We start from the raw sequence: 21,412 nt of genomic DNA on the forward strand, positions 1-21,412 counted from the left end.
TTCTCCTTTAATCACAGCATTTTGTTTACATTAACCGTTAAGCTGCAAGCCTTCTTGCTGTAGCTGCTGCAACGCATTAGCGGTAGCAGGATTGGCTTTTGCAATCTCGCCACTCAGTTTGTAGCTTTGCGGTACGGTTTGATCCTGTCCGTAGCTGAAGCTGACGCTGCCCAGCAGTTTATTCATGCTGACGCCTGCACTGCTTGAGGCGTTGATGATGACTGCCGGGGTATTGAACCCTTCGCTCTTCTTCACCGTCTGCGAGACATCGATGCTGGCGAGACGTAAATTATTACCGTCTTTAAACAGCGCAATGACATCATCTTTGCCGTGCGTCTTGTTCTGAATGCCCTTCTCTATCTTTTCCCGCACATCGTCTTTCAGCTCTAGTCCAACCGTCACTGAGGCGCTGTCGCTATCCTGCAAGCGGCTTACGATATCCTTCAGTGCCGGGTTGTCCGCGATCAGTTGATTGATACGGTCGGCATTACTTGGCGGGAGCGAAGAAAACAAATGGTTGCCGATGACCTGAAACAGCCCATTTTCCGTCAGTTTGCTGAGATTGGTGTAGGACGTCGTGTGCTTAACGCTATCCAGCGTCGCCCCATCACGCTGGGCGACATCCTGTCGCACGTTCAATTTTTGCAAACTCATCAACCCCTGATGCTGATCGTCGGTTTTGGCCGTTTTATCGGCGAAGTGCTCATTCAGAATGGCAAGCTGATCGTCCGGTTCTGCCATTTTTTTCACACCGTCGATCAATAGTTGGCTGGCAGGATCGTTAAACGCGGAGTTCAGCGTCTTGGTCAACGCGTCGATATCCTTTTTCTCCAACGGCTCGGCTTTCTTCATGCCCAGGCTAATCGATTGGTTAGTACGCGAGTCTGCCGCCACATTCACCCCAACGCTGGCTGAGGTAAAGAACGGAACCGTCCCCTCTGGTGTGTTTCTGGCTGCCCCGGCGCTAATGGTCGCGTTTGCCCCCATCGCCGCCTGATTCATGAAGCGCAGACGGTTGTCGGATTCGGTGTAGGTGGAGGATTGCTCACCTTGCGCGATGCTGGACGAACTGGCGCCAGACAGAATATTAGCGCTCGCCGTCAGGCCGACAGAGCCGCGTAATGTGGCGCTGGTGGGTGCCGCACCTTTTTCTGTCAGGTTTATCCCACCGCGCAGTTCCAGCGCCGCATTGCTATCCAGATTGAAGCTGACCGTTTTACCCGCCTTCACGCTGTGCTGCTCACCTTTATCCAACAGAGCAAGCGGATTGATCGTACCGCTCGACAGACCGTCAATAAAACCGGGCAGTTCTTCTTCGCTGAGGGTAAAGTTCAGGGCGTTTTGCTGCGCCATTTGCAGGCTGGCGGATACGCCGAATGACGCTCGGACATCCGGTGCAAAGCTGTGTTTGCTGTTAATGTTTTGCGTCATCTGCGCCGAGGTTTTTCCTGTCAGATACTCGCTGACGTCATATCCGCCGGAGTAACTCACTTTCCCGGTAATCCCGCCCGAACGCTCGAAGGCGACATTAATGCCGTTTTCACCACGGGAAAAACTCAGGTTGTAATTTCTTTCGCCGCTGACACCGCCGCCCGGCACCGGAGGGAAAGGCAGAGGCGTGCCGTTGACCACAAACGACATGGATGCCCCGCCGCCATAGGTCCGGTTAAAGGCGATGCTTTCGTTGCTGTCCAACGACAAAACGGTCGCCTTCATTTTATCGATCATGTCCGTCTGGTTCGCCGCCTGCATCACGGTTTTCGAGGTCACGCTGACGGCATTCTCTTCTTTCCTGAACGCCTTCATAAAGGTTTTAACCGAATCGTAATCCGCTTCCAGCGACTTATGGTTGGTGAATCCCATGTCGGTCATTTTCTTCACCGGATTGTCGCCATATTCCCCCTGCCGTAACGCGTTTAGCTCCTTCATCATCGATGCCAACGCCGCCTCATTCGGCGAGGTGCCTGATAGCGCCCCAGCGCGATCGGTCAGCTTGTGCAAATCACCTAACACCAGGGTATCCAGCACCAGACGCGTTTTTGCCAACGACAAAGCATCACTGGTATCACGCTGCTGCCCAAACGCCTCACTATTCGGCTTTTGCGCTATCGGTGTTTTACTGTCTACAAAGGCTTTTATCAGCGTACCGGCGGTACTCGTTTTCGATGACGGATGGCTCTCCATCGCTGCCAGCAGCACCGGAGCTAGATCTTTTTCCCTGCCGTGCACGCTGGCTGGCTTGCCTTCCGGATTCATCACACCGTTATCGTTCACCACGCCCTGCTGCCTGCCGATAAGCAGAGCCGCTTTGGCCGAACTGCTTTCCAGTTCGGTCTGGAACTGTTTTAACAGGTTCACCAACGGTTTCCCCTTCTCCCCCAGATCCAGCGTGTCGAGCTTACTCGCCAGATCCATCGCCGTTCCCTGCGGCTGGCTCGTCGTGGCGTCCAGCTTTTTCAGTAATTCGGTCTGCATGTCGTAAACGGGCTTCAGACCTTCGCGGCCGCTGATGTGGTGCTGCACATGATCGGAAAAGGTTTTTAGCGGTCGGGGTACTTCCATGGAGAACGAGACAACATGGGCTCTGAGCAAATCTGACAGCTTGCTTTTAACCTGCTGTGACTCTTCACCCGTTTTACCCAAGATCTGAACATCGGCTTTAACTGACACGCCGGTCAACGGTATCTTCATCCCTTTTGTCGCCACATCAAGCCGACCAAACACCGTTTCTGCCGCACGCGCTTCCGAAGGTAATGGCGCTTCTCCTTTCGGCACTGTCGTTTTCCACGCGCTCCCGTGTTGGGTATGGAGTTCATGATCGTCATGCGCAACCTGCAAATGATGCTGCGCATCCGTACCCAATGAATTCACTTTGCCTTCTGCTGGCGTCTTCACCGGCTGCCATTGTGCCTTGTCATGGTTCGCGGCATTCTGCCAGTCGTCTTTCGGTAGCTGAAAGAGATGCCCTTCTTTATTCAGAGCGAACAACGTCTGCTGGTGATCCAGCGTGATGTCCTGTATTTCACCGGATAACCCATTTTTAGGCAGCGCCAGCGGCGACGCAGCGGGCTTCTCCGTTCCCGGCTTGATCTGGTGGAAATGCAAATCACCCTGTTTATCGACGGCAATAAATTTATTGCGGTTGAGCACCGCCATCGCCGATACACCATCGTCCTTGGCGATCCCGGGAAGTGCCGTGCCTGCGGACGGCGTCATACGCACCTGCGACAGCGCAAAAACGGTGTTGTCACCGTGCGTAAACGACTCTGATTTCTGATTGATGGACAGTGGCGTGATTTCACCGTCTTTCAGCGTGTAAGCCTGATTATCAAGCCCGCGCTTTAATTGGCTGGCTTCAACGCTGGACGCTTCCCAGTTTTTAGTATTGCCGTTGTAAAAATGGACTTTGCCATCCTGTAGCCCTATTTGCCCCAGTCGTCCCAGATCTACGGTGTCTTTCGCTGCTGGTGCCTCCGTCGTCAGACCCAGTTTATTATCCACCACCAGACTGTCGCTCAGGTTCCATCCCGGCGTTGGCGACACCCCATTTTGCCCCAGAGACGCGACATGTTTTTGTCCCTGACGATCGGTGGCGAGTGCCTGCGTCTGCCCATGTTCATCGTGGGCAAATCCAGTAATACTGTGGTCAGTCCCCAATGCCGCATTCAGTTCAGACGTACTGACTGCCGTTAAGGTGGCATGTTGTTCGCCCGCCTCAGGCCGCGGGGCGCGGTAAAGCTTGCCATCATTATCAGCAACGAGCAGATGTTCAGCGGTTAATCCCACCGCTTTCGCATACACCGGTTCACCATTTTCCAGTTTGAGATCCACCGGCTGCGGCGCGGCATCCAGCGCGTTCATCAGATGCAATTGTGTCAGATGATCCTGTTCGGTCAGCACGGCCGATTGTCCGTTCTGGTTGGCTGAGAACGCGGTAATTTTATCGCTGAAGGACGATGACGCCGTCCCCGACGACAAGTTGCTCAGTGTGTGGTCATCTTTGACTGCATACAGTTGACCATCTCCCTGCCGGGATAATTGGCTATGGGGGACATCGCTGTTTTTCTGCCAGACGCCAAATTCGGTATTCAATGAAAACAGCTTGCCGTCATGCAGACGCAATTGCTCGCCCGCGCCAGAAGCCGAGTCAGGCTGTAGGTGGATACCGGTCAACAGCTCGTGGTTCATCCGTCCAGATAGTGGCACATTCGTGGCTTCACCAGATTTTGTTTGCAGGGAGATATGTTGCGGCGTGGATTCCAGCTTTACGTTATCCACCTCCGACTTACCTGACAGCATCGCGCTCCGGCCGCTGCTGTGAAGTGCAATATGCTGATTCCCATCACTTTGAATAACGAATAGCCGCCCTGATTTATCGGCTAACGCATGCTGTTGTTCGCCCGCTCGTCCATCTTGATTTTCATGATGGGCAACGAACGGTTGGCTGTTTTTCCCTATGGTCTGCTGCAACAGCGTAGTCAGCGCTTCCGGTAAGCCCTTGCCGAACTGAAGCTTACCGTGGCTGTCCAGCGTGATATCAGATTTAGCGGCGGATGTAGGATTACCGCTGCCGTTTATTTTGATTTCAGCAGCTTCGGTGGAAGCAAAACGCGGCAAGCTCTGACTCATACCTTCCAATGAAAATAGCTCGCGTAAAGTCGTCGAGCGAGCCCCCTGACTCTTCACCTGACTGCTGCTTCCCTGCTCCAATTCAGGCGGTTTGTTTTTATCATGCAAACCTTGCTGAATCAGGGATTGCGCCCCCTTCTGGCTCGCACTGGTGCTACTGCCCTGCGATAACGATGTTTTAGCTAGCGCGGCAGGTGCAATTTCCGAAATGGACAGACTGGGCTGAGCATGCTGGATTTTCTGCATAACAAGTTCCAAAGGTGATGAAGTGAACGTGCCAGTTAAGTGGTCATTTCCCCCCTCTGGTTCCCCACCATCTTTCTCTCCCCCGCTCGGGAACCACATCACACCGCTCTTCACTTAATACGCAACAGACATAAGCCTGTTAATAACCCATCACTATTCACTTTCAAGGAGATGTTATGGCTGATATGACGATTACGCTCAGCATACAACCCGGCGCAGGTCTGTCATCGACAGGTCTGAATTCCCCGCTTTCAGGCAGCAATGGCGGGGCGTCACCACGTTCTGGGCAGCAAGATAGCCAACTGATGGAAGCGCTGAGCACATTGTTGAGTGCCCTTCTGCCCAATTCACAAGGCAATACTCCCTCATCAACAGACGGCAGTTCGCAGGGCCAGGCAGGGATAGGTAATGGAGGGAGTTCAGCATTAGGGCAAAACGGCAGCGCTGCCGATATGCTTATGAAACTGTTGGAAGCGCTGATCCCTAGCAAAAATGGCCAGGAAGCAGGGAATCCGCTCTCTTCCGGTTCGTCGGGTGCAGCAGGCGGCAACAGCGGTGCCTCACCGCTGACGGGTTCATCCGGTGCTGGAGGCGTGGGTGGCGCACAAAACCCAGAAGATCTGAGCCGTTCCCTGCTGCAAGATTCTGCAGGCAGTGCGTTAAATAACGCGATCAATCCAACGGCAGACGGCGGTGGCCAACTGAGCGGCAACGATCTGTTAAAAGCGCTGCTGGAATTGATCGGTAATTTGATGGATTCACAGAAAGGTGAATTTGGTCAGCCGCAAGGTAGCGGCCAGTCACAGGGTGGCGGATCGCCGTCAACGGGCGCGCCGCAGGCGTCATCTGGTGGTGGAGGTGGCTCCCCAGCTGCGCCTTCAGCACCATCTTCATCAGTCGGCGGTAACGGCGGTGCCGCGTCCGCCCCACTAACGGCGGCGCCAACCGGCGTTGATGGCGGTTCGGCCGCATCACCCACGGCGTCAACAGCAGGTGCTGGCCCAGTTTCCTTCCCAACCGCCAGCGCTAACCCCACAGTAGTAAACGACACCATCAAAGTCGGCCCCGGTGAAGTTTTTGACGGCGGCGGCAAAACCTTTACCGCCAGCAGTAAATTAGGTGACGGCGGCCAGGCTGAAGGCCAGAAACCACTGTTTGAGTTGGCTCAAGGCGCAACGCTGAAAAACGTGGTGTTTGGTGATAATGCGGCGGACGGCGTACACGTTCGCGGCGATGCCAAAATTGATAACGTGCACTGGACCAACGTCGGTGAAGATGCACTGACGGTGAAGTCAAACAGCGGTAAACCTGCCAACGTTGAAATCACTAACAGCAGTGCTCAGGGCGCTTCCGATAAAATTTTCCAGTTGAACGCGGATGCCAACCTGACTATCGATAACTTCAAAGCGAAAGATTTCGGTACGTTCGTCCGCACCAACGGCGGACAACAGGGCGACTGGAATTTGAACCTGAGTAACATTGACGCAGAAAACGGCAAGTTCTCGTTCGTGAAAAGCGACAGTGAAGGGTTGAACGTCAAAGGCAACAATATCAACCTGACGAACGTCAATAATCACTACAAAGTACCCGACTCCGCCAACTTACAGGTGAATTAAGATGCCAAATACGATGACATCGTCCACACCGCCTCGCTGGGCGGATCTCGCCAAGCAAGGCGGATACATTACGCCCGCTCAGCGTGAATCATTCACTCAGGCTATTCATCTGGTGAGAGCACAGTTGAACACGGTACTTAGCCAGTCAGGAACGCAGCGGTGGGGTGAGTTCGAGTTCGATAACTTTGTGGATTCTCTGGAGCAGGACTTCCTGCATCAGGCCAATATCCATAAGGAGAATGGACTTCATAGCGACGTGGCACAAACCTCATTCTGGGTCGCCCGCCTGATCGCCGATCGCTGTATTGCGGTGCGTCAGATGTAATACTTGCGCCACACCACACAGGGAAAAGCCAGCCAGAGAAACCTGCGCTGGCTTTATTAGGATTTGCGTCGACAGATATCAGGCGTAAGTAAACCCTCACCCAATGCTTACCGTTCCCCCGCCAATCAACACGCCGCCACAGCTAACCGCATCACCAGTGCGAGCAGCAGGCTTTCCATCAATGAGCACGGTGGATGAACCACCGCTAATACTCCGGTCATGGCCGTGAGGAACCAGAGGATCGCCTTGTCGAGCCAACGGCATACCATCAACCTTAACCGTTGATGAGCCCGCCGCGACGGGCGTCGGCGGATGGTTACCGTGCCCCGTGTCGCTATCGCCTAATTTAACTGCGTTACCCATTTTTATTCCCTTATTAATCCGTTTATTAAAACACCGAGATAAATCGGTTTATTTAATAGGCTGCTGGTCCGTTTTAGGCTGCTTAGCACGGTAATCATCCATGATCGGCGCCCAGTCCATTCCCAGTGGGATAGGGTGTTGTTTAAACAGTTCGCCGTATTCTTTGTCAAAGTCTTGGAGCGTCACGGTGTATTGGCTCACACCAATCGGAAATTTTTTATCATACCAATTGTCTGTCACCTCTTCGGCGATACCACGGGCAAGCAACAAATCTGGACTGACGCCAAGTCCCCTCCCCATCAAGACCACTTCATAATAGCCGCCTGGGGCCAGACCAAAATACAAACGTTCGCGGCGATCGTAGCGCCCCTGAACTTGATAAACTGCTCTCATTCTCTGTTCTAAATCCGCAGGTAAATCAACCTTGATGCGGTAACGCTTGCGATCGTAGAGAGACACCATTTCTATCACCGCGCGGTCGGGAACCGCAATTCCTTCTACAGGTAAACCGCCACCGCCGGCCCAATAGTAACGTTTTTCCGTAATCCGTTTTACACTGGCACCAGGTCCTACGCCCCCCCCTGGATAGCCGCCAATTAATGTTCCTCCACGATAAAATTCAACGTTGGTCGTCCACGTTTCATCGATATTACTGCCAGTACCATATCGCCATGAAAAAGCTGGGATCGTTGGAGCCGTCGCACAAGCAGCCAATGAAACGCAAAGACCCAGCAACACAATACATTGTTTAAACATCATGCTTCCTCATTCCCTATCATGTGCCGCCGCTCTTTACTCACGGTGACACAATCACTTCACAGGCTGCTGGTCCGTTTTAGGCTGCTTGGCGCGGTAATCATCCATGATCGGCGCCCAGTCCATTCCCTGTGGGATGGAGTGCTGCTTAAATAGTGCGCCGTACTTTTTGTCAAAGTCTTGGAGCGTCACAGTGTATTGGCTCACGCCGATTGGAAATCTTTTATCATACCAATTGTCCGTCACTTCCTCGGCAATACCACGGGCAAGCAACAGATCTGGGCTGACGCCAAGTAAATCCCCCTGCAATAGCACTTCATAATAACCACCGGGTGCAAGGCCAAAATAGAGCCAGCTACGTTGATCAATACGCTTGCCAATCTGATAGCGCTGCTGCATTTGCTGGGCTAAATCAGCCGGTAAATCGACTTTGATGCGATACCGCTTGCGATCGTAGAGGGACACCATCTCGATCGAAGCCCTGTCAGGGACGGGAACACCATCAGTAGGTAACCCGCCGCCCCCAGCCCAGTAATAACGCTGGCCTGTGATTCTGTCACTCAGCAGTCCGCCCGCCCCGCCGCCCGCTTCACGATCGGCGTAAATAAGTTTTCCACCACGATAAAATTCCGTTCGCGTATTGTTAGTGATATCAATGTTGCTGCCAGTGCCATAACTCCAGCTAACCGGAGTTCTTAAATTCGGGCTTGAGCAGGCGACTAGCGAGATGCTGAGGCCCACGACCATAATCAAATACCTGAACATTATGCTTCCTCATTCCCTATCATGTGCCGCCGCTCTTTACTCACGGTGACACAATCACTTCACCGGCTGCTGGTCCGTTTTAGGCTGGTTGGCGCGGTAGGCATCCATGATCGGCGCCCAGTCCATTCCCAGTGGGATGGAGTGCTGCTTAAATAGTGCGCCGTACTTTTTGTCGAAATCATCAATGCCATATTGTTCAGCCACAGATACTTTTTTATCATACCAATCATCGGTAACCTCTTCGGCAATACCACGGGCAAGCAACAAATCTGGACTGACACCAAGTAAATCCCCCTGCAATAGCACTTCATAATAACCACCGGGTGCAAGGCCAAAATAGAGCCAGCTACGTTGGTCAATGCGCTTGCCAATCTGATAGCGCTGCTGTATTTGCTGGGCTAAATCAGCCGGTAAATCGACTTTGATGCGATACCGCTTGCGATCGTAGAAAGACACCATCTCGATCGAAGCCTTATCAGGAACAACAACGCCCTCAGTAGGTAACCCCCCGCCGCCCGCCCAGTAATAACGCTGGCCTGTGATTCTGTCACTCAGCAGTCCGCCCGCCCCGCCACCCGCTTCACGATCAGCGTAAATGAGTTTTCCACCACGATAAAATTCCGTTCGCGTATTGTTAGTGATATCAATGTTGCTGCCAGTGCCATATCGCCATGAAAAAGCCGATTTTGTGGATGTCGTCGCACAGGCAGCCAATGAAACGCAAAGCCCCAGCAACACAATAAATTGTTTAAACATCATGCTTCCTCATTCCCTATTATGTGCCGCCGCTCTTTACTCACGGTAGTTTCAAATTTGCTGGTATTGGCTGGACTGGCGATACCCTGATTGCTGGCGCTACGATGGACATAATCGCGGCGCAGTGACTGATAAACCTCCGCAGAGAGTTGCTGGCTCAGATTTTTCACTACACCCTGCTCGGTGGCCGCTAATGCCCACACCTCATCTAGTTTAGTCAGATTGACCGCTGGCAGTTTGGCTGAAAGTGGTTCAAGCTGAAGCTGTTTATCTTTTGATCGCCACGCCTTAAACGGCACGCTGGCGGCTCGTCCCGCTTCCACCATCATGTGTAGTGGAATGCGCGAATACTCCCCCTCCACCACGCGGCTCATCACCACCTCCACATACACGGCCTTTTTCGGCCACAAATCATCCTTGCCACGCCGTCGGATAAACGAGTAGGGGATCAAACTGATCGCCCCTACAGGAGGAATAGCGGCACGCAGCAAACGCGGGTGAAGACGTCCGACCCAGCCCTGCGCAATTTTTTCCTCGGCATAGGCGTAGGCCTGACGATAGGCCTGACTTTCATCATCCGGCGTGGAGGTCGCTTCTTCACTCATAAAGCGCTCCAGTTCGAGGCACTCGGTCAGCGCCGGATCGCTGTTCGGATTAGGCAGGCTCCAGCGGCTGTAATAGCCGCCGCCAAGATCCGAATGCGCGCCCGGCAGCGCCAGCTCGGTGAAGTGTGGCGGAATGCTAGAGCCTATCGCCGTAGGAGTGACACGCGTTAAGGGGAAGTGTTTTCGCACCTCATCCAGCGCTGTCAGATGCACCACCCGTTCGGCACAATCATCCTGCAAGTGGATGTTCAGACTGGGATGGTACGATGAAGCGACCGTGTCAAAAATCCCGACAAACGTGATACGCACATCGTCCCTATTGGCCCAGTCAAACCCAGCCTTAAGACGGATAGTGGGCGTATTGGCGATCGCCTGTACCAACGGGTGATCGGTTTTCTGGTCGATGACATTGACAAAATGGCGTGCCGCCGCCGCCCCACGACTAAAGCCAAATACATCGAACACGATGCGATGAATGCATTCAATATTCGGTAATACCTCCCTTAAATCACGTTTGACCGCATCCGTAATCCCTTGACTACAAGCCTGATTAACCTTGCCAACGATAGAGGTATTTTCACCGCCAAAATCCAGATCCAACCCTTTTGTCAGCATATTGTCCGATCGGTATTCCAGACCATCTTTTCCTGCAACCGGATCGCGAGTGCCAATGCCGCTGATATAGCTATGGACGACCAACGGGCCAGCAGTCAGATCGTATTGGTTGAATAGTTTACCTACATTAGTAATATCGTTAGCCGCACTATCCCCAACCGGGAGTTGCCCCATCTGGCAGCCACGCAGCTCTTTCTCCCGCTGCGCCGGATCGGAGCAGGTTTCAGCCAGCCATTGCTCCACTTTTTTAAGACCAGACTCGGCATTATACGTGTTATTCCCCGTACCATCGAAGAACACACCGATGCGCAGCACGTTGATCTGATAACCTTTTACTTCGATAACGTAAGAATGCTTGGTAAAGAAACGGACGCTACCCGCTTTCCCTTCCTGATGCGCCTCTGGCAAGGGTTGCTCCGGTGCGGTCAGGCACAGGTCTCCGGTGGTCGCCTTAATATGTTCACGTAGCGTTTCATCATACCCAACCTTTTTTGCCACATAAGCAGGGACGGCACTTTGCCCGTCCTTCAATATTTCACGCGATTGCGCTGCCTTGAGCCAGGGCTGCGTCTCTAGTTTGACGGCTATCGGGCCTACGGCAAAACCACGTACGACTACAGGCCCTTCTTTGAGGGTGACCGTTTCGGATTTGCCGGTATCGTCGGTCAGTGTCGCTTTTAGGCCCTTGAACGAACGATTGTGTTCATCACGAACCTCAATCTCTATCCAGGTATCGTAACGTTCGCAGGGAATACAGTGGGGATCGGCTGCCATTAGTTAGCTCCTATCAACGCGTTATGCTGCACCATCCAGTGGTTGACCTGCGCGAATTCAGCCTCGGTCAGCATCAGCGGCGCTCGAATACTCTCCAAAGGAAGTCCGGCCTGCAAGGTCAAGGCTCCAGCCACCACGCCATCGAGCACATCGTCTTGAAGCCTCTCCGCATTGGCTTGCCTGAGAACGGACAAAATAGTCCCTGCCGGATCGGGATGACGTTCCATCATGCTCGTCATGGTCTGCCACAGACGCCGACGAAGAATGTAGGCGTGACGCTTTTCGTCATACAACGCCGCCATATGGTGTGAGCGGATGTGAAACCAGGGACTCTTTAACCGGAGATGGAAGGGAATATCAGGATTACGCGTAAATCCATTTTCGTTGATCCAGAGTCCATTGCAGGGGCCAAGCACGGCATCCCGCTCTTCTGGGCTCATGGCGCAGAACATCGGAAGAAAGATACGAGGTTCAGAGAAACGAAACCAGACAGCCTCTCCTTCACGGATAGCTAATATCAGGCTTTGCCAATGGTTGCGAACGACGTCAAGAGACTGTTCACTGACCAGATAGAATCCACTCAACGCGGGAGAATCCGTCACGAACGCGGGCGAAGGGTTAGACAGCAGCCAAGGGCCAAGTGCGGCTTGCTCGTTAAACTCGGTCCCCGCAAAGAGGGGGAAAGCTTCACCTTGGCTGAGTTCATAGAAACGGGCTACTGCCGAGCGATCTACCGCGCCGTCGACGATCGCAAAGAGCGCGCCGCTATGCTGGGCTTGCCACGCATTCAGGCTCATGCTTTGCCTCCCTTAGCGAGGGGACAAGGTTTGACAAGCGGTGACATCGATTCCATGCTTTTATGAATGGCAGGGGCAGGCAATGTCGCGGGTGGTGCAGGTGGGACGGCAACACCACCCGGCAGAATGGGGCTCTGTCCTGCCCAACCAGAACCGCTCCCAGCACTGCCCCCAGAGTTAATTTTGATAGCCGGGCCCACCACGCTCACGCCGCTGGGATCGATCTTGATGAAGCTTCCCCCGACTTTCAGCGTCAGCTCCGCCCCCGCTTCAAGAACCACCTTAGCCCCCGCTTTCACATGCACTTCTTGCCCTGCCTCGACCAGCAAAGCCTGTCCCAGTTTCTGGTGCATAGAGGCATCGACGTTCAGTGAGTAATCCCCTTTAACATGATCACGTTTCTCGCTCTCGACCGTCAGGTGATCGTTGGCTTTAACGCGAGTTACACGGTCATTATCAATATCCGTATGTGCATCGCGTTTGATATGCCAGACAACATCGTTCTCAATCAGCGCGTTGAGATCTTTCTGACCATGAATATAAATCTCTTCCTGCCCTGCCTGATCTTCAAAGCGCAGCTCATTAAATCCTTCGCCCTGATGGGTTTCCGTACGCAGCACGGTGCGCGTCTTGTGCGCAGGCAAGTCGTAAGGAGGACGGTTGGTCGCGTGGAACGTACGCCCGGTGATAATCGGCTGGTCGGGATCACCTTCTAGGAAGCTAACAATCACTTCATGGCTGATGCGCGGGATAGCAATCATGCCGTACTGACCGCCAGCCCAGCCCTGACTGACACGCACCCAACAGGAGCTCTGGTCGTTGCTCGCGCCATAGCGATCCCACGGGAATTGCAGTTTTACCCGACCGTACTGGTCGCAGTAAATCTCTTCTCCCGCCGGGCCGACGACGGTGGCGATTTGCGGGCCATCGACCATCGGTTTGTATGGCAACTCCGCACGCCAAGTCGTGTTGGCGCTAATGACGTCGAAGCTGTTACTGTAGGTGGTCGGTTCGCCGCCACTTTCCTCCTCCAGCGCCTGCGGTTGCTGCCCACTGTGCGTGATAGCCACCAGTTGCCAGCCGCTATTCAGCGCCGGATTGGGGTGCTCGGTCAACATGAAACTGCTGCCCGGCATTAACATCGCCGCATTCGATTCACCCGCGCCGGTCACCGCCCCTGAACGTAGCGCATCCAGCCGGTAACCGCTGAACGCCTTGCCGCTCGGTTCTTGTTTATAGCGCCCCGGATAATCGTAGTGCTGATAGCTTTCGCGCTGGTGCGCCAGCTCGTTGCTCATCTTCTTGTGTGACAGCCCGTAAGCCGGGGTTTTGAAGCTGTAGTCCTTCAATTCCACTTCTGCCGTACTCACCCGCTCCGCGTAGTGGAACCGCCGGACATAGTCGCCTTCGCTCAGCCCCTGAACCGCCAGATTGAAGAACAGCTCGGGGCCTTTGGTCAGCGCCCCGGCATCATCAGCAAACACCACACGGTGTTTGCCTTCCTCAAACTCATGGAAGAAGTACAGGCCTTCCTCTGCGGTCAACCGGGTAAGAAACGCCAAATCACTTTCTCGGTACTGCACGCAGTATTCCCGCACCGTATGGTCATGGCGCAGCGAAAAGGCATAATCGGTGATACCCGTTTCTTCCAGCAATATGCTGATAATCGCTTCCGGTTTCTGTGCCTGAAAGATACGGGCATTGGTGCGAAGCCCTAGTCGCCACAGGGCAGGCCTGACTTCTGCCTGATAGCGCGTGCGGCGAAATCCGGTGTCACCCTGCGTGAATCCACTAATAATCCCGCAGACTCGGCGTTTTAACTCGCCCTCATACCAAATCATCAGTTCGCACGGCTGGTCCAGAACCGCGCCAAAATCGACATCCGGCAACGCGCTCGCCAGACTCAGCGACAGGCTGAAAGGCCGGTTCAGCCCCTCATCCAGCCTGAAATCCACCACCGCAAACGTGCCTGCCGCAAGCGCGCCGACCTTTACGGTGAATTGCAATCCGGTACTGTTTGCCATCGGTCTTCTCCTTATTATTCTTGTGCTGTTACCACGGCGACCGCACGCCTCGGGTTCCCTCGGAGCGGCACGTCGCTATCCTGATTAACATCAAAACCTGAGTTGTGGTCTGAGTCTGCTCACACCACGACCTAGGTTGATAAAAACATCACACGGGAAAAATGTGATTTCAGAGAAAAGCACAGAAAATTAGGGGGAGTAGATATTCGGTGTGTTCACGCCATCGGAGACAAAAAGAATACGGGGTTGAAGCGGAGTGAAGAATAATGAAAACGTTCCATGTGACATCCTTGGCGCTATTCCTTTTGAGAAAATATGTGTAAAGGATAACAAGATGCTCACAGAGCTAATAGCGCAAAGAAAGGACAAAAGCTGAGTAAACTAATTGATTTGAATTGAAATAATTTCATTAAAACTAATAACAAGAAAGCAGAGCTTTCGCCCTGCTCCCGGTAATTTTTCGTTTTAGCTCGCGAGCTTTTGCAGCCCCATATTGACGATGCGGTCACCGATCATGGCCGCATCAATCCCCAGAGAAGCGCCGCCGTTGCCACGAGCATTCAGGTTGGTATTGCCGGTATCACCCGCTACCGCGCTCTTGATCATGCCGACAACCTTCATAAATTTATCCATGCTGCCTTTGGTCATGCCATCGTCATCCGGCTTGCTCAGCGCCTTGGCCCAGGATTTGTCATCCTGCTTCGCCGTCTGCCAGTTATCTTTCTGGTATTCCGGCTTACCGAAGACTTCAGGATATTGATCCATAAACTGACCAATTTCTTTCGCCATCCCCCGATCTTCTTTATCCACGAAGTAACGGGTCGGGCTGTCATTGTGCGTGCTGATGTTATTCAGCTCCTGCAAACCGGCTTTTTGCCCAACGCTCATCCCCAACGTGCTACCCAATTGATTGAACGCCCCTGCGCCGCTCAAGCCTTGCAGACCGTTGTTACCCAGTTGCAGCGGTGAGTTCTGGCCTTGTGCCTGACTCAAGCCGTTGCCCAAAATCGCTGATAACGCATCGTTAACGCCTTGGGTATACGCCGAAATTTCCGGTGATGCAGGCTGTTTATTGCCAAACAGGCCCCCCTGTTGCTGTGACATACCGCCGCCCAACAGATCCTCCAGCGCGCTAAACAGCAGGCTGCCCATCATTGCTGATGGATTCATGGCATTCATACCGGCACCCAGCGCCCCACCTAAACCACCACCGAGTGCGCCACCCAATCCGCTGCCAAGACTGCTCCCGAGACCACCGGCCAGACCGCCACCAAGGCCTTGTCCCAGCAATCCGCCGCCTAATCCGCCCAGGCTACTTCCCAGACCGCCGAGCGCGCCACCCAAACCGCCCCCCATACCACCGAGGCCACCGCCCATGCCGCCGCCCATCATGCTCCCCATGAACATCATGGTGGTCATGATATCGGACAACTGTTCTGCAATATTGCTACGCTGGCCACCAAACCCCGATTGCGATGGCGATGCGCCATTTTGTGAAGACTGAGATTGAAATAAACTGCCGTTACCACCCGCTTTGATCGTAATTTGCAAAGAAGTACCGCCACCAAGAGAATTAAGCATAATGTTTCCTCAATGAATAAATGGAGTATGAAAGCGCCAATAGGTTTGCGGTCAGCCCGCGTGATTGTGACACTCCCCCATTAAGTGATTTTCTTGCCTGCGTGGTTCCCGCCTTACATACGAAAACACAGGACTTTTTCACGGTTCAGCGCGGAGGTAGACCGGCTAAACGCCACAGTTCGTCGATCGCTGCGACGGAGTCAGTCAATATGGATAATGAGCGGCGTAACCGCAGAGTGTGCTGTTCATCCAGGCTCAGGCTGCATGCAGGTAGCGTGTCAGCCTCCAGAAAGCGGCGTTGTAAAATTTGCCGCAGCATACCGGGATAATGTCGGGCAGGTGCCAGCGTTAAGATGAGTTCAACCTGCCGCGCCGACACTACCGTAAACCACAGCCTCACGCCCGGTTGTACTGACCAACATGCCGTCGGCGTGGTTTCCAGCGCTGAGAGAAAATCATGCTGATTGTCGAATACTTCCGTTGGCTCACTCATCCACGCTTACCCTGCTGTAATCCGCCGGGCCATTGCGCAGGTCAGGCTGCCACCAGATGATGAGCTGTCGCGTTTCTGGCTGCGGGCGACAGGTGACTGAAGCACAGTTAGTCACCTGCCGCGGTGAATTGCAGGCACTCAATAAGAATGCGATGAACACCACTAACCACGTTTTATGGTTCATATGCATCTCCTGTAGTGGATAAGATTATTAATTTGATATCAGCACATTGCGTCGGGTTGGTTGAGCCGTTAGCGCGGGCTGCAAAGCAAGGAACACCTCGCTGGATTCCCCCGGTGCCAGCGTCGTTTTCGGCCACACGGCCACCGCTAGCGTGCGGCTACTGGCACAAGCCGCTTCATCAAAACGCTGTGGCTGGGTGCCTCCATTACGCACCACGCCTACGCTCAGGCGTACCTGACCGTTGCCATACCATTGATAGCGCGAGCTGTCATAGATCAGGCCCGACTGTGAGCGGCACACCTCTCCCAATCGCGCGCCTTTGCTGTCGGCCTGAAACCCGGCAGGAAGCTGGCGGCTGGCAAGATCGCGGAACGCGCCTTCAATCAGGCTATAGAGATCCGTTTTACCGTTGCGCTGCGCCACGCGGTTCATGGCACCGTTCAACTGCTGGCGATTGACGGAGGACACATAGCGCGTAGGATCGGTTTGATCGCCAACAAGGTGGGGTGTAAGAATGAAAAGGCGCTCGCGGCGAGAGACTTCATGACGCGTCGAGGTAAACAGTTTCCCCAGCAGCGGGATATCCCCAAGGATCGGAATACGACGATCGCGGTCACCGCTCTCCTCGACGTGAAAACCGCCCAACACCAGCGCTCGGTTCTCACCAATCAACGCCTGCGTGCTGACAGTACCGCGCTTCACGCCAGAGGCTTCCCCCTCGCGCCCTGTCTCGACCTGACCATCTTCGATATCGATAACCAGTTGGATGCTGCGCTGTGCCCCTTCACCAATCACCCGCGGCGTCACTTGCAGGCTGGTGCCCGCCGTCACTGGTTGAATGTCCGCGACACGCTCACCCGTCGCCGTGATGAACGCCGTCCGGCTGAAATCGACAATCGCAGGCTGGTTCTCCAGCGTCAGCACGGAAGGATTGGCGACGATGGAGGCCGTCCCTTCTCCCTCCAACGCCTGAATATCAGCGAAGAAACGCTTGAAATCACTGACAAACAACGTGCTTCGTCCCATCATCATGGTGCTGCCCGCGCTCACATTGCCGAGCTGCGCCTGCCAGTTCGCTTCCAGCCGCGACAGCGCGGTACGATCCACATCCAAAATAATGGCATCAATGTTGACCAGATTTTGCGGTACATCGATATGCTCGACGAGCTGTTGGTACTCCGCCCGGCGTTTTTCATCATCCCGAATCAACAGCGCATTATTGCGTACATCAGCGGAGATCTTGCCGCTTAGCGTCACGCGGCTTGACGCCTCACCGCTGCGTCCTGGGCTAGTGCGGGTTGCGAGCCGAGTCATCAGCGAACGCGTACTGTCCCGCATAGCTTCCATCCCCGTATCCGGCTGTACGGGCATCGGACCAGATGCGCCCGCCGGTGCGGCTCGCTGACCATCCATCAGTTCATTGAGAATGGTCGCGACGCCCGGAATCGTGATTTTTTGATCGCGGTATTGCAGCGTTCGGTCGGATACAGAGGCATAGCGCAGCGGGAAAATCATCACCTTACGCCGTTCGTCCTGCTTTTCCCGCTGTTGGCTAAAATTACGGATCAAATCGATATACGCCTTCGGCCCGGTAACCAGCACTACGCCCTCTTCAGGTAACTCCCCCCAGCCGAAGCGCGAGTCGATCAGCCCGATGCCACTGAGTGCCTGTTTGATGTCAGGCGCAGCATCCGGTGAGATCTCCAGACGCACCGACGCCTGTTCATCCTGTGGGCTGACATACAGCGCATTGTTATACACAAACCACTGGAAGCGATGCTCCAGCGCCAGCCTGTCGAGAAACAGCGTGGGATTATCCGCCCGAATCTTCGCCGTCACCTCATTGTCCGCAATATTGCCCAACACCAAATCCACGCCGTGGCTGTTGGCGAAATCCGCCAGAATCGCAGACAGTGGCGTTTGCTCGGCAGAATACGCATACGCCCCTTTATTCCAGTCGGCGGGTGTGGCGGCGTACGCCAACGAAATAACCCCATTCACGGGGATAATCCCGATCAGCACTATTGCCCAGCAAAACCAGCGATAGATCACCAGCAAAATGCTATACGATCCATTACGTATCAATCCCTTACGCATGTCGTTCTCCTTGCAAAAAAGCCAGCGTGCTCAGATTAAGTGGGGCGGAAACAGCCGCTTTTGTGCGCGGCGTGAGCAGGCTCAGCCAGACGTCCCGTTGATTAAGTAAGGTTTCCAGACTGCGGCACAGTTGCATGACGTCGTCGGCATCGGGCCACATCCATAGCCAAAACTGTTCATCCTGCGGTGAGAGCGAAAGTACGGCGGTATCCTCCTGAAACTGCGCGTGAGCGGCATCAGCCAGCTGTAATGCGCGTGCCAGCATCGGCTCATCCGGCACCGTGTGCAGCGGAATCGCCGCACTGCATGCCACGCCCGATGACTGCCGTACTATCGCCACTGCGCCGCCGTCGATCTCCAGTTTCAGCATTGACGCTCCGCCGTTTAGCCAGCGCTCCAGCATCGCGGCTAACTCAGTTGAAGTCATTGATGATGGCCTTTGCCAAACCGTGCTTAACGCTCAACAGTTGCCCGACCGCCCAGTTGGCATTGGAATAATCCATACTGGCTTCAAAAAAAGCGTAGCTATCAGCCTGACTGGCACCGCCTTCGGCAACATTCAGAGCAATATCATCCAGTTGCTGCTGCGAATCGACCAGGTGCGCGTCAAGGCGGCGCTGAATGGGGTTAAGGGACATAGCACGTTCTCCTCATAAGGTATTTTTCTCACAAAACAGGTTTCGGTCGCTGACCTGATAGTGAGTGGTTAACCCTGGCGTGCAGTTCCCATTGGCAAACGATGATTTCACATAGCAGCGGCGGAGTGATTGGGAGGAATGAGCTGCTGTGTCGCCTGCCGCCAGTTCAGCGACATCACGCCATGCGCCGTGATCAGCTTCATGGCATCGTTATCCAATGCCTCATCGCTGGCGAGACGCCACTCCAAATGTGGATGCGCGTCCAGCCAATGTTGCACATCGGCAAGCTGACCGGGATGGCAGTACAGCGTTCCTCGGCTCTCCCCCTGCTGTTGTTTCAGCAACTGTCGCAATAAGGCATGATGGCGTGACGGCGTAGGCGTTTTATCCAGCAAGTGCGCCAATGCATCGCGCAGCAGTTGTCCGGCTTGCGTAATCATGGTCTGCTCAAGGCGCATCCTGTCTTGCCGAACGCCCAGCAGTAATGCGTTTGCCTGCTGCCAGAACGCAGCTTCTGCATTTTCTACCGCCTGTTCGCAGAGCGTTCCAGCACGATTGTGCGCCTGTGCCACGATCGTCTCTGCCTGTACAGTGGCTTCTTCCCAGAGTGTCCGACTGCGACGATGCGCCGCAACCCGCTCCGCCGGAATAATCACCGCTTCATCTCGACTTGCGCCGGGTAATGTCACAAACATCTTTGTCGTCAGCATGCTTCGTCCTTAGCAAAATGAATAAAAATGAGGAGGGTTATGCGGGGGTTGATGCCTTCCAGATTAGGGCATCGCACAGCGCATTCAGCCGGGCGGCGGGTAATGACACTGCTGGAGCCTGACAGTGGGTTCCCCAATCACGGGAACAATCATATGGAAAGAGCAATCGCAGACGCGGCCAGCACGCTTCGCCATAGCGAACGCGCAACAGCATCAAGGCGTCCTGGTCGCGTGATGTCGAGGGATCCGGTGATGATTGAGCAGAAAAAGCAGCCGGTGTCGGTAGCCACAAACCGGGCCGCAGCGCCTTTGCCAGCCGTTCACACCATATGCCCTCTGCGTCAGAGTGATTCGGTTCACGTATGGGCTGGCACACCCGTGCCATCAGGTGTAATACCGTTTCCCGCTGCGCCGTATCCAGAGTCCCCAGTTGCATCAGCGAGGCAAGCGGATCCGGCGGTAAGACCAACGGCAGAGAGAAATAGCGATTAAGCTGTACGGCGTTCACATGCAGCCAGTCGCGACGCCGTGGCGAATCAGGCAACATAACGCCCCCCGTCCACCAACTGGGGTCCGCTTGTAACAGACAGTCCTTTACCCACCAGGTCAGCCACGCAAGCGGTGTGATGCCATCCGATTCGCGCCCTCTGGTTTGCTCTTGTGTTGTCATTGTGACGACGACGCCCTCGCTTTTTTCTGCTGCCATTGTCGCAGGTAAGGCGAGCCAATACGCCAGCCTAATAGCCCAGCCAGCACTAGGCCAAATAGCCCAGCGCTCCACTGCCAACGACGCATTTCATCCGGCGTCAGCGTGAACGGCCCCAGCGTAACGACGGGGATCGTGTCCTGATACGGTTCTGCCGGAACAAAAACGATCGCCAGTTCTTTATCGTCCTTACCAGACAGACCGGGAATACTGCTGGCGACCATCCGACGGATACGCGGCTCCATCCCATCCGGTTCCAGTTCGGCACGATATTTAATAAATACCGCTGCTGAGGCGGGCTGAACCGGTTCGCCGGGCGCGATACGCTCGGGCAACACCACATGCACTCGCGCCACCATCACGCCATCGATCTGCGCCAGCGTCGCTTCGACTTCCTGCGACAAGGCATAGATATAGCGGGCTCGCTCTTCCAGCGGCGTCGAGATCACACCGCTTTTCTGAAAAACTTCCCCCAGATTAGTGCGCGACTGCTTCGGTAAACCCGCCGCATTTAGAATGTTGACGGCGCGTTCCATATTTTTTGCATCGATCACCAGCGTGACGCCGGTTTTCTCAACCCGTTTCTCCGCACCGATCTGATAGCGGCCAAGCATTGAAATCGCTTCGTTGGCATCGTTCTCCGACAGCCCGCGATTCAGCTCAATCGGCTCACCGCAGCCAGCCAATAATCCGATCAGCAGGAGCAACACTCGCTTATCTATTTTCATAGGC

19 protein-coding genes are annotated in these 21,412 nt (G+C 54.4%); 2 read left to right on the top strand and 17 right to left on the bottom strand.

Translation table 11 applies throughout. The features are described from left to right. Window positions 1–30 precede the first annotated feature (30 nt). Window positions 31–4,875, bottom strand: a complete 4,845-nt coding sequence (locus DCX48_03205) for an AvrE-family type 3 secretion system effector (GenBank protein ID QXE13595.1) — start codon at window positions 4,873–4,875, stop codon at window positions 31–33. A 176-nt stretch (window positions 4,876–5,051) separates the two neighbouring features. Between DCX48_03205 and DCX48_03210 the strand changes: the two genes are divergently transcribed. Both DCX48_03210 and DCX48_03215 read left to right on the top strand, forming a co-directional pair. Next, entirely contained in the window at window positions 5,052–6,491 is a 1,440-nt protein-coding gene (locus DCX48_03210; GenBank protein QXE13596.1) for a pectate lyase, read from the top strand. 1 nt (window position 6,492) lies between these two features. Further along, window positions 6,493–6,816: a DNA-binding protein gene (locus DCX48_03215; GenBank protein QXE13597.1), complete on the top strand. Its 324-nt coding sequence runs from the start codon at window positions 6,493–6,495 to the stop codon at window positions 6,814–6,816. A 96-nt stretch (window positions 6,817–6,912) separates the two neighbouring features. On the opposite strand, the gene DCX48_03220 is transcribed toward DCX48_03215, so the two are convergent. From DCX48_03220 to DCX48_03295, 16 genes are all read right to left on the bottom strand, one after another. Next, the gene (locus DCX48_03220; GenBank protein ID QXE13598.1) at window positions 6,913–7,179 is read right to left on the bottom strand and encodes a type VI secretion system PAAR protein; all 267 of its coding nucleotides are present in this window, start codon (window positions 7,177–7,179) and stop codon (window positions 6,913–6,915) included. A gap of 48 nt (window positions 7,180–7,227) precedes the next feature. Further along, window positions 7,228–7,935, bottom strand: a complete 708-nt coding sequence (locus DCX48_03225) for a DUF2931 family protein (GenBank protein ID QXE17134.1) — start codon at window positions 7,933–7,935, stop codon at window positions 7,228–7,230. Window positions 7,936–7,989: 54 nt separating this feature from the next. Next, on the bottom strand, window positions 7,990–8,700 hold the full coding sequence (locus DCX48_03230; protein QXE13599.1) for a DUF2931 family protein: 711 nt from the start codon (window positions 8,698–8,700) through the stop codon (window positions 7,990–7,992). A gap of 54 nt (window positions 8,701–8,754) precedes the next feature. Continuing rightward, window positions 8,755–9,456: a DUF2931 family protein gene (locus tag DCX48_03235; protein QXE17135.1), complete on the bottom strand. Its 702-nt coding sequence runs from the start codon at window positions 9,454–9,456 to the stop codon at window positions 8,755–8,757. Beyond that, complete coding sequence (locus tag DCX48_03240; GenBank protein ID QXE13600.1) at window positions 9,456–11,450, bottom strand: DUF2235 domain-containing protein; 1,995 nt, start codon at window positions 11,448–11,450, stop codon at window positions 9,456–9,458. The genes DCX48_03235 and DCX48_03240 overlap by 1 nt, the downstream gene beginning before the upstream one ends. After that, window positions 11,450–12,247 (bottom strand): DUF4123 domain-containing protein, encoded by a 798-nt coding sequence (locus DCX48_03245; protein ID QXE13601.1) that lies wholly within the window; start codon window positions 12,245–12,247, stop codon window positions 11,450–11,452. Before DCX48_03245 ends, DCX48_03240 begins: the two co-directional genes overlap by 1 nt. Next, on the bottom strand, window positions 12,244–14,271 hold the full coding sequence (locus DCX48_03250; GenBank protein QXE13602.1) for a type VI secretion system tip protein VgrG: 2,028 nt from the start codon (window positions 14,269–14,271) through the stop codon (window positions 12,244–12,246). Before DCX48_03250 ends, DCX48_03245 begins: the two co-directional genes overlap by 4 nt. 465 nt (window positions 14,272–14,736) lie before the next feature. Next, window positions 14,737–15,852 carry a type III secretion protein HrpN gene (locus DCX48_03255; GenBank protein QXE13603.1) on the bottom strand — a complete coding sequence of 372 codons (1,116 nt, stop codon included), beginning with the start codon at window positions 15,850–15,852 and terminating at the stop codon, window positions 14,737–14,739. Window positions 15,853–15,997: 145 nt separating this feature from the next. Further along, window positions 15,998–16,345, bottom strand: coding sequence for a type III secretion protein (locus tag DCX48_03260; GenBank protein QXE13604.1), 348 nt, complete (start codon window positions 16,343–16,345; stop codon window positions 15,998–16,000). Continuing rightward, a complete protein-coding gene (locus DCX48_03265) occupies window positions 16,338–16,529 on the bottom strand; it encodes a type III secretion protein HrpT (protein ID QXE13605.1) in 192 nt (63 codons plus the stop codon). Before DCX48_03265 ends, DCX48_03260 begins: the two co-directional genes overlap by 8 nt. 27 nt (window positions 16,530–16,556) lie before the next feature. After that, window positions 16,557–18,626: an EscC/YscC/HrcC family type III secretion system outer membrane ring protein gene (locus DCX48_03270; GenBank protein QXE13606.1), complete on the bottom strand. Its 2,070-nt coding sequence runs from the start codon at window positions 18,624–18,626 to the stop codon at window positions 16,557–16,559. Beyond that, the gene (locus DCX48_03275) at window positions 18,619–19,053 is read right to left on the bottom strand and encodes a type III secretion protein (GenBank protein QXE13607.1); all 435 of its coding nucleotides are present in this window, start codon (window positions 19,051–19,053) and stop codon (window positions 18,619–18,621) included. Before DCX48_03275 ends, DCX48_03270 begins: the two co-directional genes overlap by 8 nt. Further along, window positions 19,040–19,264, bottom strand: a complete 225-nt coding sequence (locus DCX48_03280; protein QXE13608.1) for a serine kinase — start codon at window positions 19,262–19,264, stop codon at window positions 19,040–19,042. The genes DCX48_03275 and DCX48_03280 overlap by 14 nt, the downstream gene beginning before the upstream one ends. Window positions 19,265–19,371: 107 nt before the next feature. After that, entirely contained in the window at window positions 19,372–19,974 is a 603-nt protein-coding gene (locus tag DCX48_03285) for an HrpE/YscL family type III secretion apparatus protein (GenBank protein ID QXE13609.1), read from the bottom strand. A gap of 37 nt (window positions 19,975–20,011) precedes the next feature. Then, complete coding sequence (locus DCX48_03290) at window positions 20,012–20,644, bottom strand: type III secretion protein (GenBank protein ID QXE13610.1); 633 nt, start codon at window positions 20,642–20,644, stop codon at window positions 20,012–20,014. Next, on the bottom strand, window positions 20,641–21,408 hold the full coding sequence (locus DCX48_03295) for an EscJ/YscJ/HrcJ family type III secretion inner membrane ring protein (GenBank protein ID QXE13611.1): 768 nt from the start codon (window positions 21,406–21,408) through the stop codon (window positions 20,641–20,643). Before DCX48_03295 ends, DCX48_03290 begins: the two co-directional genes overlap by 4 nt. Between the last annotated feature and the right edge of the window lie 4 nt (window positions 21,409–21,412).

The sequence above is a fragment of the Pectobacterium atrosepticum genome (assembly GCA_019056595.1).
Lineage (GTDB): Bacteria > Pseudomonadota > Gammaproteobacteria > Enterobacterales > Enterobacteriaceae > Pectobacterium > Pectobacterium atrosepticum.

What these genes read in the sequence shown, in the direction of transcription:
- DCX48_03205 (QXE13595.1), bottom strand. Translation starts at nt 4,875, where the DNA reads ATGCAGAAAATCCAGCATGCTCAGCCCAGTCTGTCCATTTCGGAAATT.
- DCX48_03210 (QXE13596.1), top strand. Translation starts at nt 5,052, where the DNA reads ATGGCTGATATGACGATTACGCTCAGCATACAACCCGGCGCAGGTCTG.
- DCX48_03215 (QXE13597.1), top strand. Translation starts at nt 6,493, where the DNA reads ATGCCAAATACGATGACATCGTCCACACCGCCTCGCTGGGCGGATCTC.
- DCX48_03220 (QXE13598.1), bottom strand. Translation starts at nt 7,179, where the DNA reads ATGGGTAACGCAGTTAAATTAGGCGATAGCGACACGGGGCACGGTAAC.
- DCX48_03225 (QXE17134.1), bottom strand. Translation starts at nt 7,935, where the DNA reads ATGTTTAAACAATGTATTGTGTTGCTGGGTCTTTGCGTTTCATTGGCT.
- DCX48_03230 (QXE13599.1), bottom strand. Translation starts at nt 8,700, where the DNA reads ATGTTCAGGTATTTGATTATGGTCGTGGGCCTCAGCATCTCGCTAGTC.
- DCX48_03235 (QXE17135.1), bottom strand. Translation starts at nt 9,456, where the DNA reads ATGTTTAAACAATTTATTGTGTTGCTGGGGCTTTGCGTTTCATTGGCT.
- DCX48_03240 (QXE13600.1), bottom strand. Translation starts at nt 11,450, where the DNA reads ATGGCAGCCGATCCCCACTGTATTCCCTGCGAACGTTACGATACCTGG.
- DCX48_03245 (QXE13601.1), bottom strand. Translation starts at nt 12,247, where the DNA reads ATGAGCCTGAATGCGTGGCAAGCCCAGCATAGCGGCGCGCTCTTTGCG.
- DCX48_03250 (QXE13602.1), bottom strand. Translation starts at nt 14,271, where the DNA reads ATGGCAAACAGTACCGGATTGCAATTCACCGTAAAGGTCGGCGCGCTT.
- DCX48_03255 (QXE13603.1), bottom strand. Translation starts at nt 15,852, where the DNA reads ATGCTTAATTCTCTTGGTGGCGGTACTTCTTTGCAAATTACGATCAAA.
- DCX48_03260 (QXE13604.1), bottom strand. Translation starts at nt 16,345, where the DNA reads ATGAGTGAGCCAACGGAAGTATTCGACAATCAGCATGATTTTCTCTCA.
- DCX48_03265 (QXE13605.1), bottom strand. Translation starts at nt 16,529, where the DNA reads ATGAACCATAAAACGTGGTTAGTGGTGTTCATCGCATTCTTATTGAGT.
- DCX48_03270 (QXE13606.1), bottom strand. Translation starts at nt 18,626, where the DNA reads ATGCGTAAGGGATTGATACGTAATGGATCGTATAGCATTTTGCTGGTG.
- DCX48_03275 (QXE13607.1), bottom strand. Translation starts at nt 19,053, where the DNA reads ATGACTTCAACTGAGTTAGCCGCGATGCTGGAGCGCTGGCTAAACGGC.
- DCX48_03280 (QXE13608.1), bottom strand. Translation starts at nt 19,264, where the DNA reads ATGTCCCTTAACCCCATTCAGCGCCGCCTTGACGCGCACCTGGTCGAT.
- DCX48_03285 (QXE13609.1), bottom strand. Translation starts at nt 19,974, where the DNA reads ATGCTGACGACAAAGATGTTTGTGACATTACCCGGCGCAAGTCGAGAT.
- DCX48_03290 (QXE13610.1), bottom strand. Translation starts at nt 20,644, where the DNA reads ATGACAACACAAGAGCAAACCAGAGGGCGCGAATCGGATGGCATCACA.
- DCX48_03295 (QXE13611.1), bottom strand. Translation starts at nt 21,408, where the DNA reads ATGAAAATAGATAAGCGAGTGTTGCTCCTGCTGATCGGATTATTGGCT.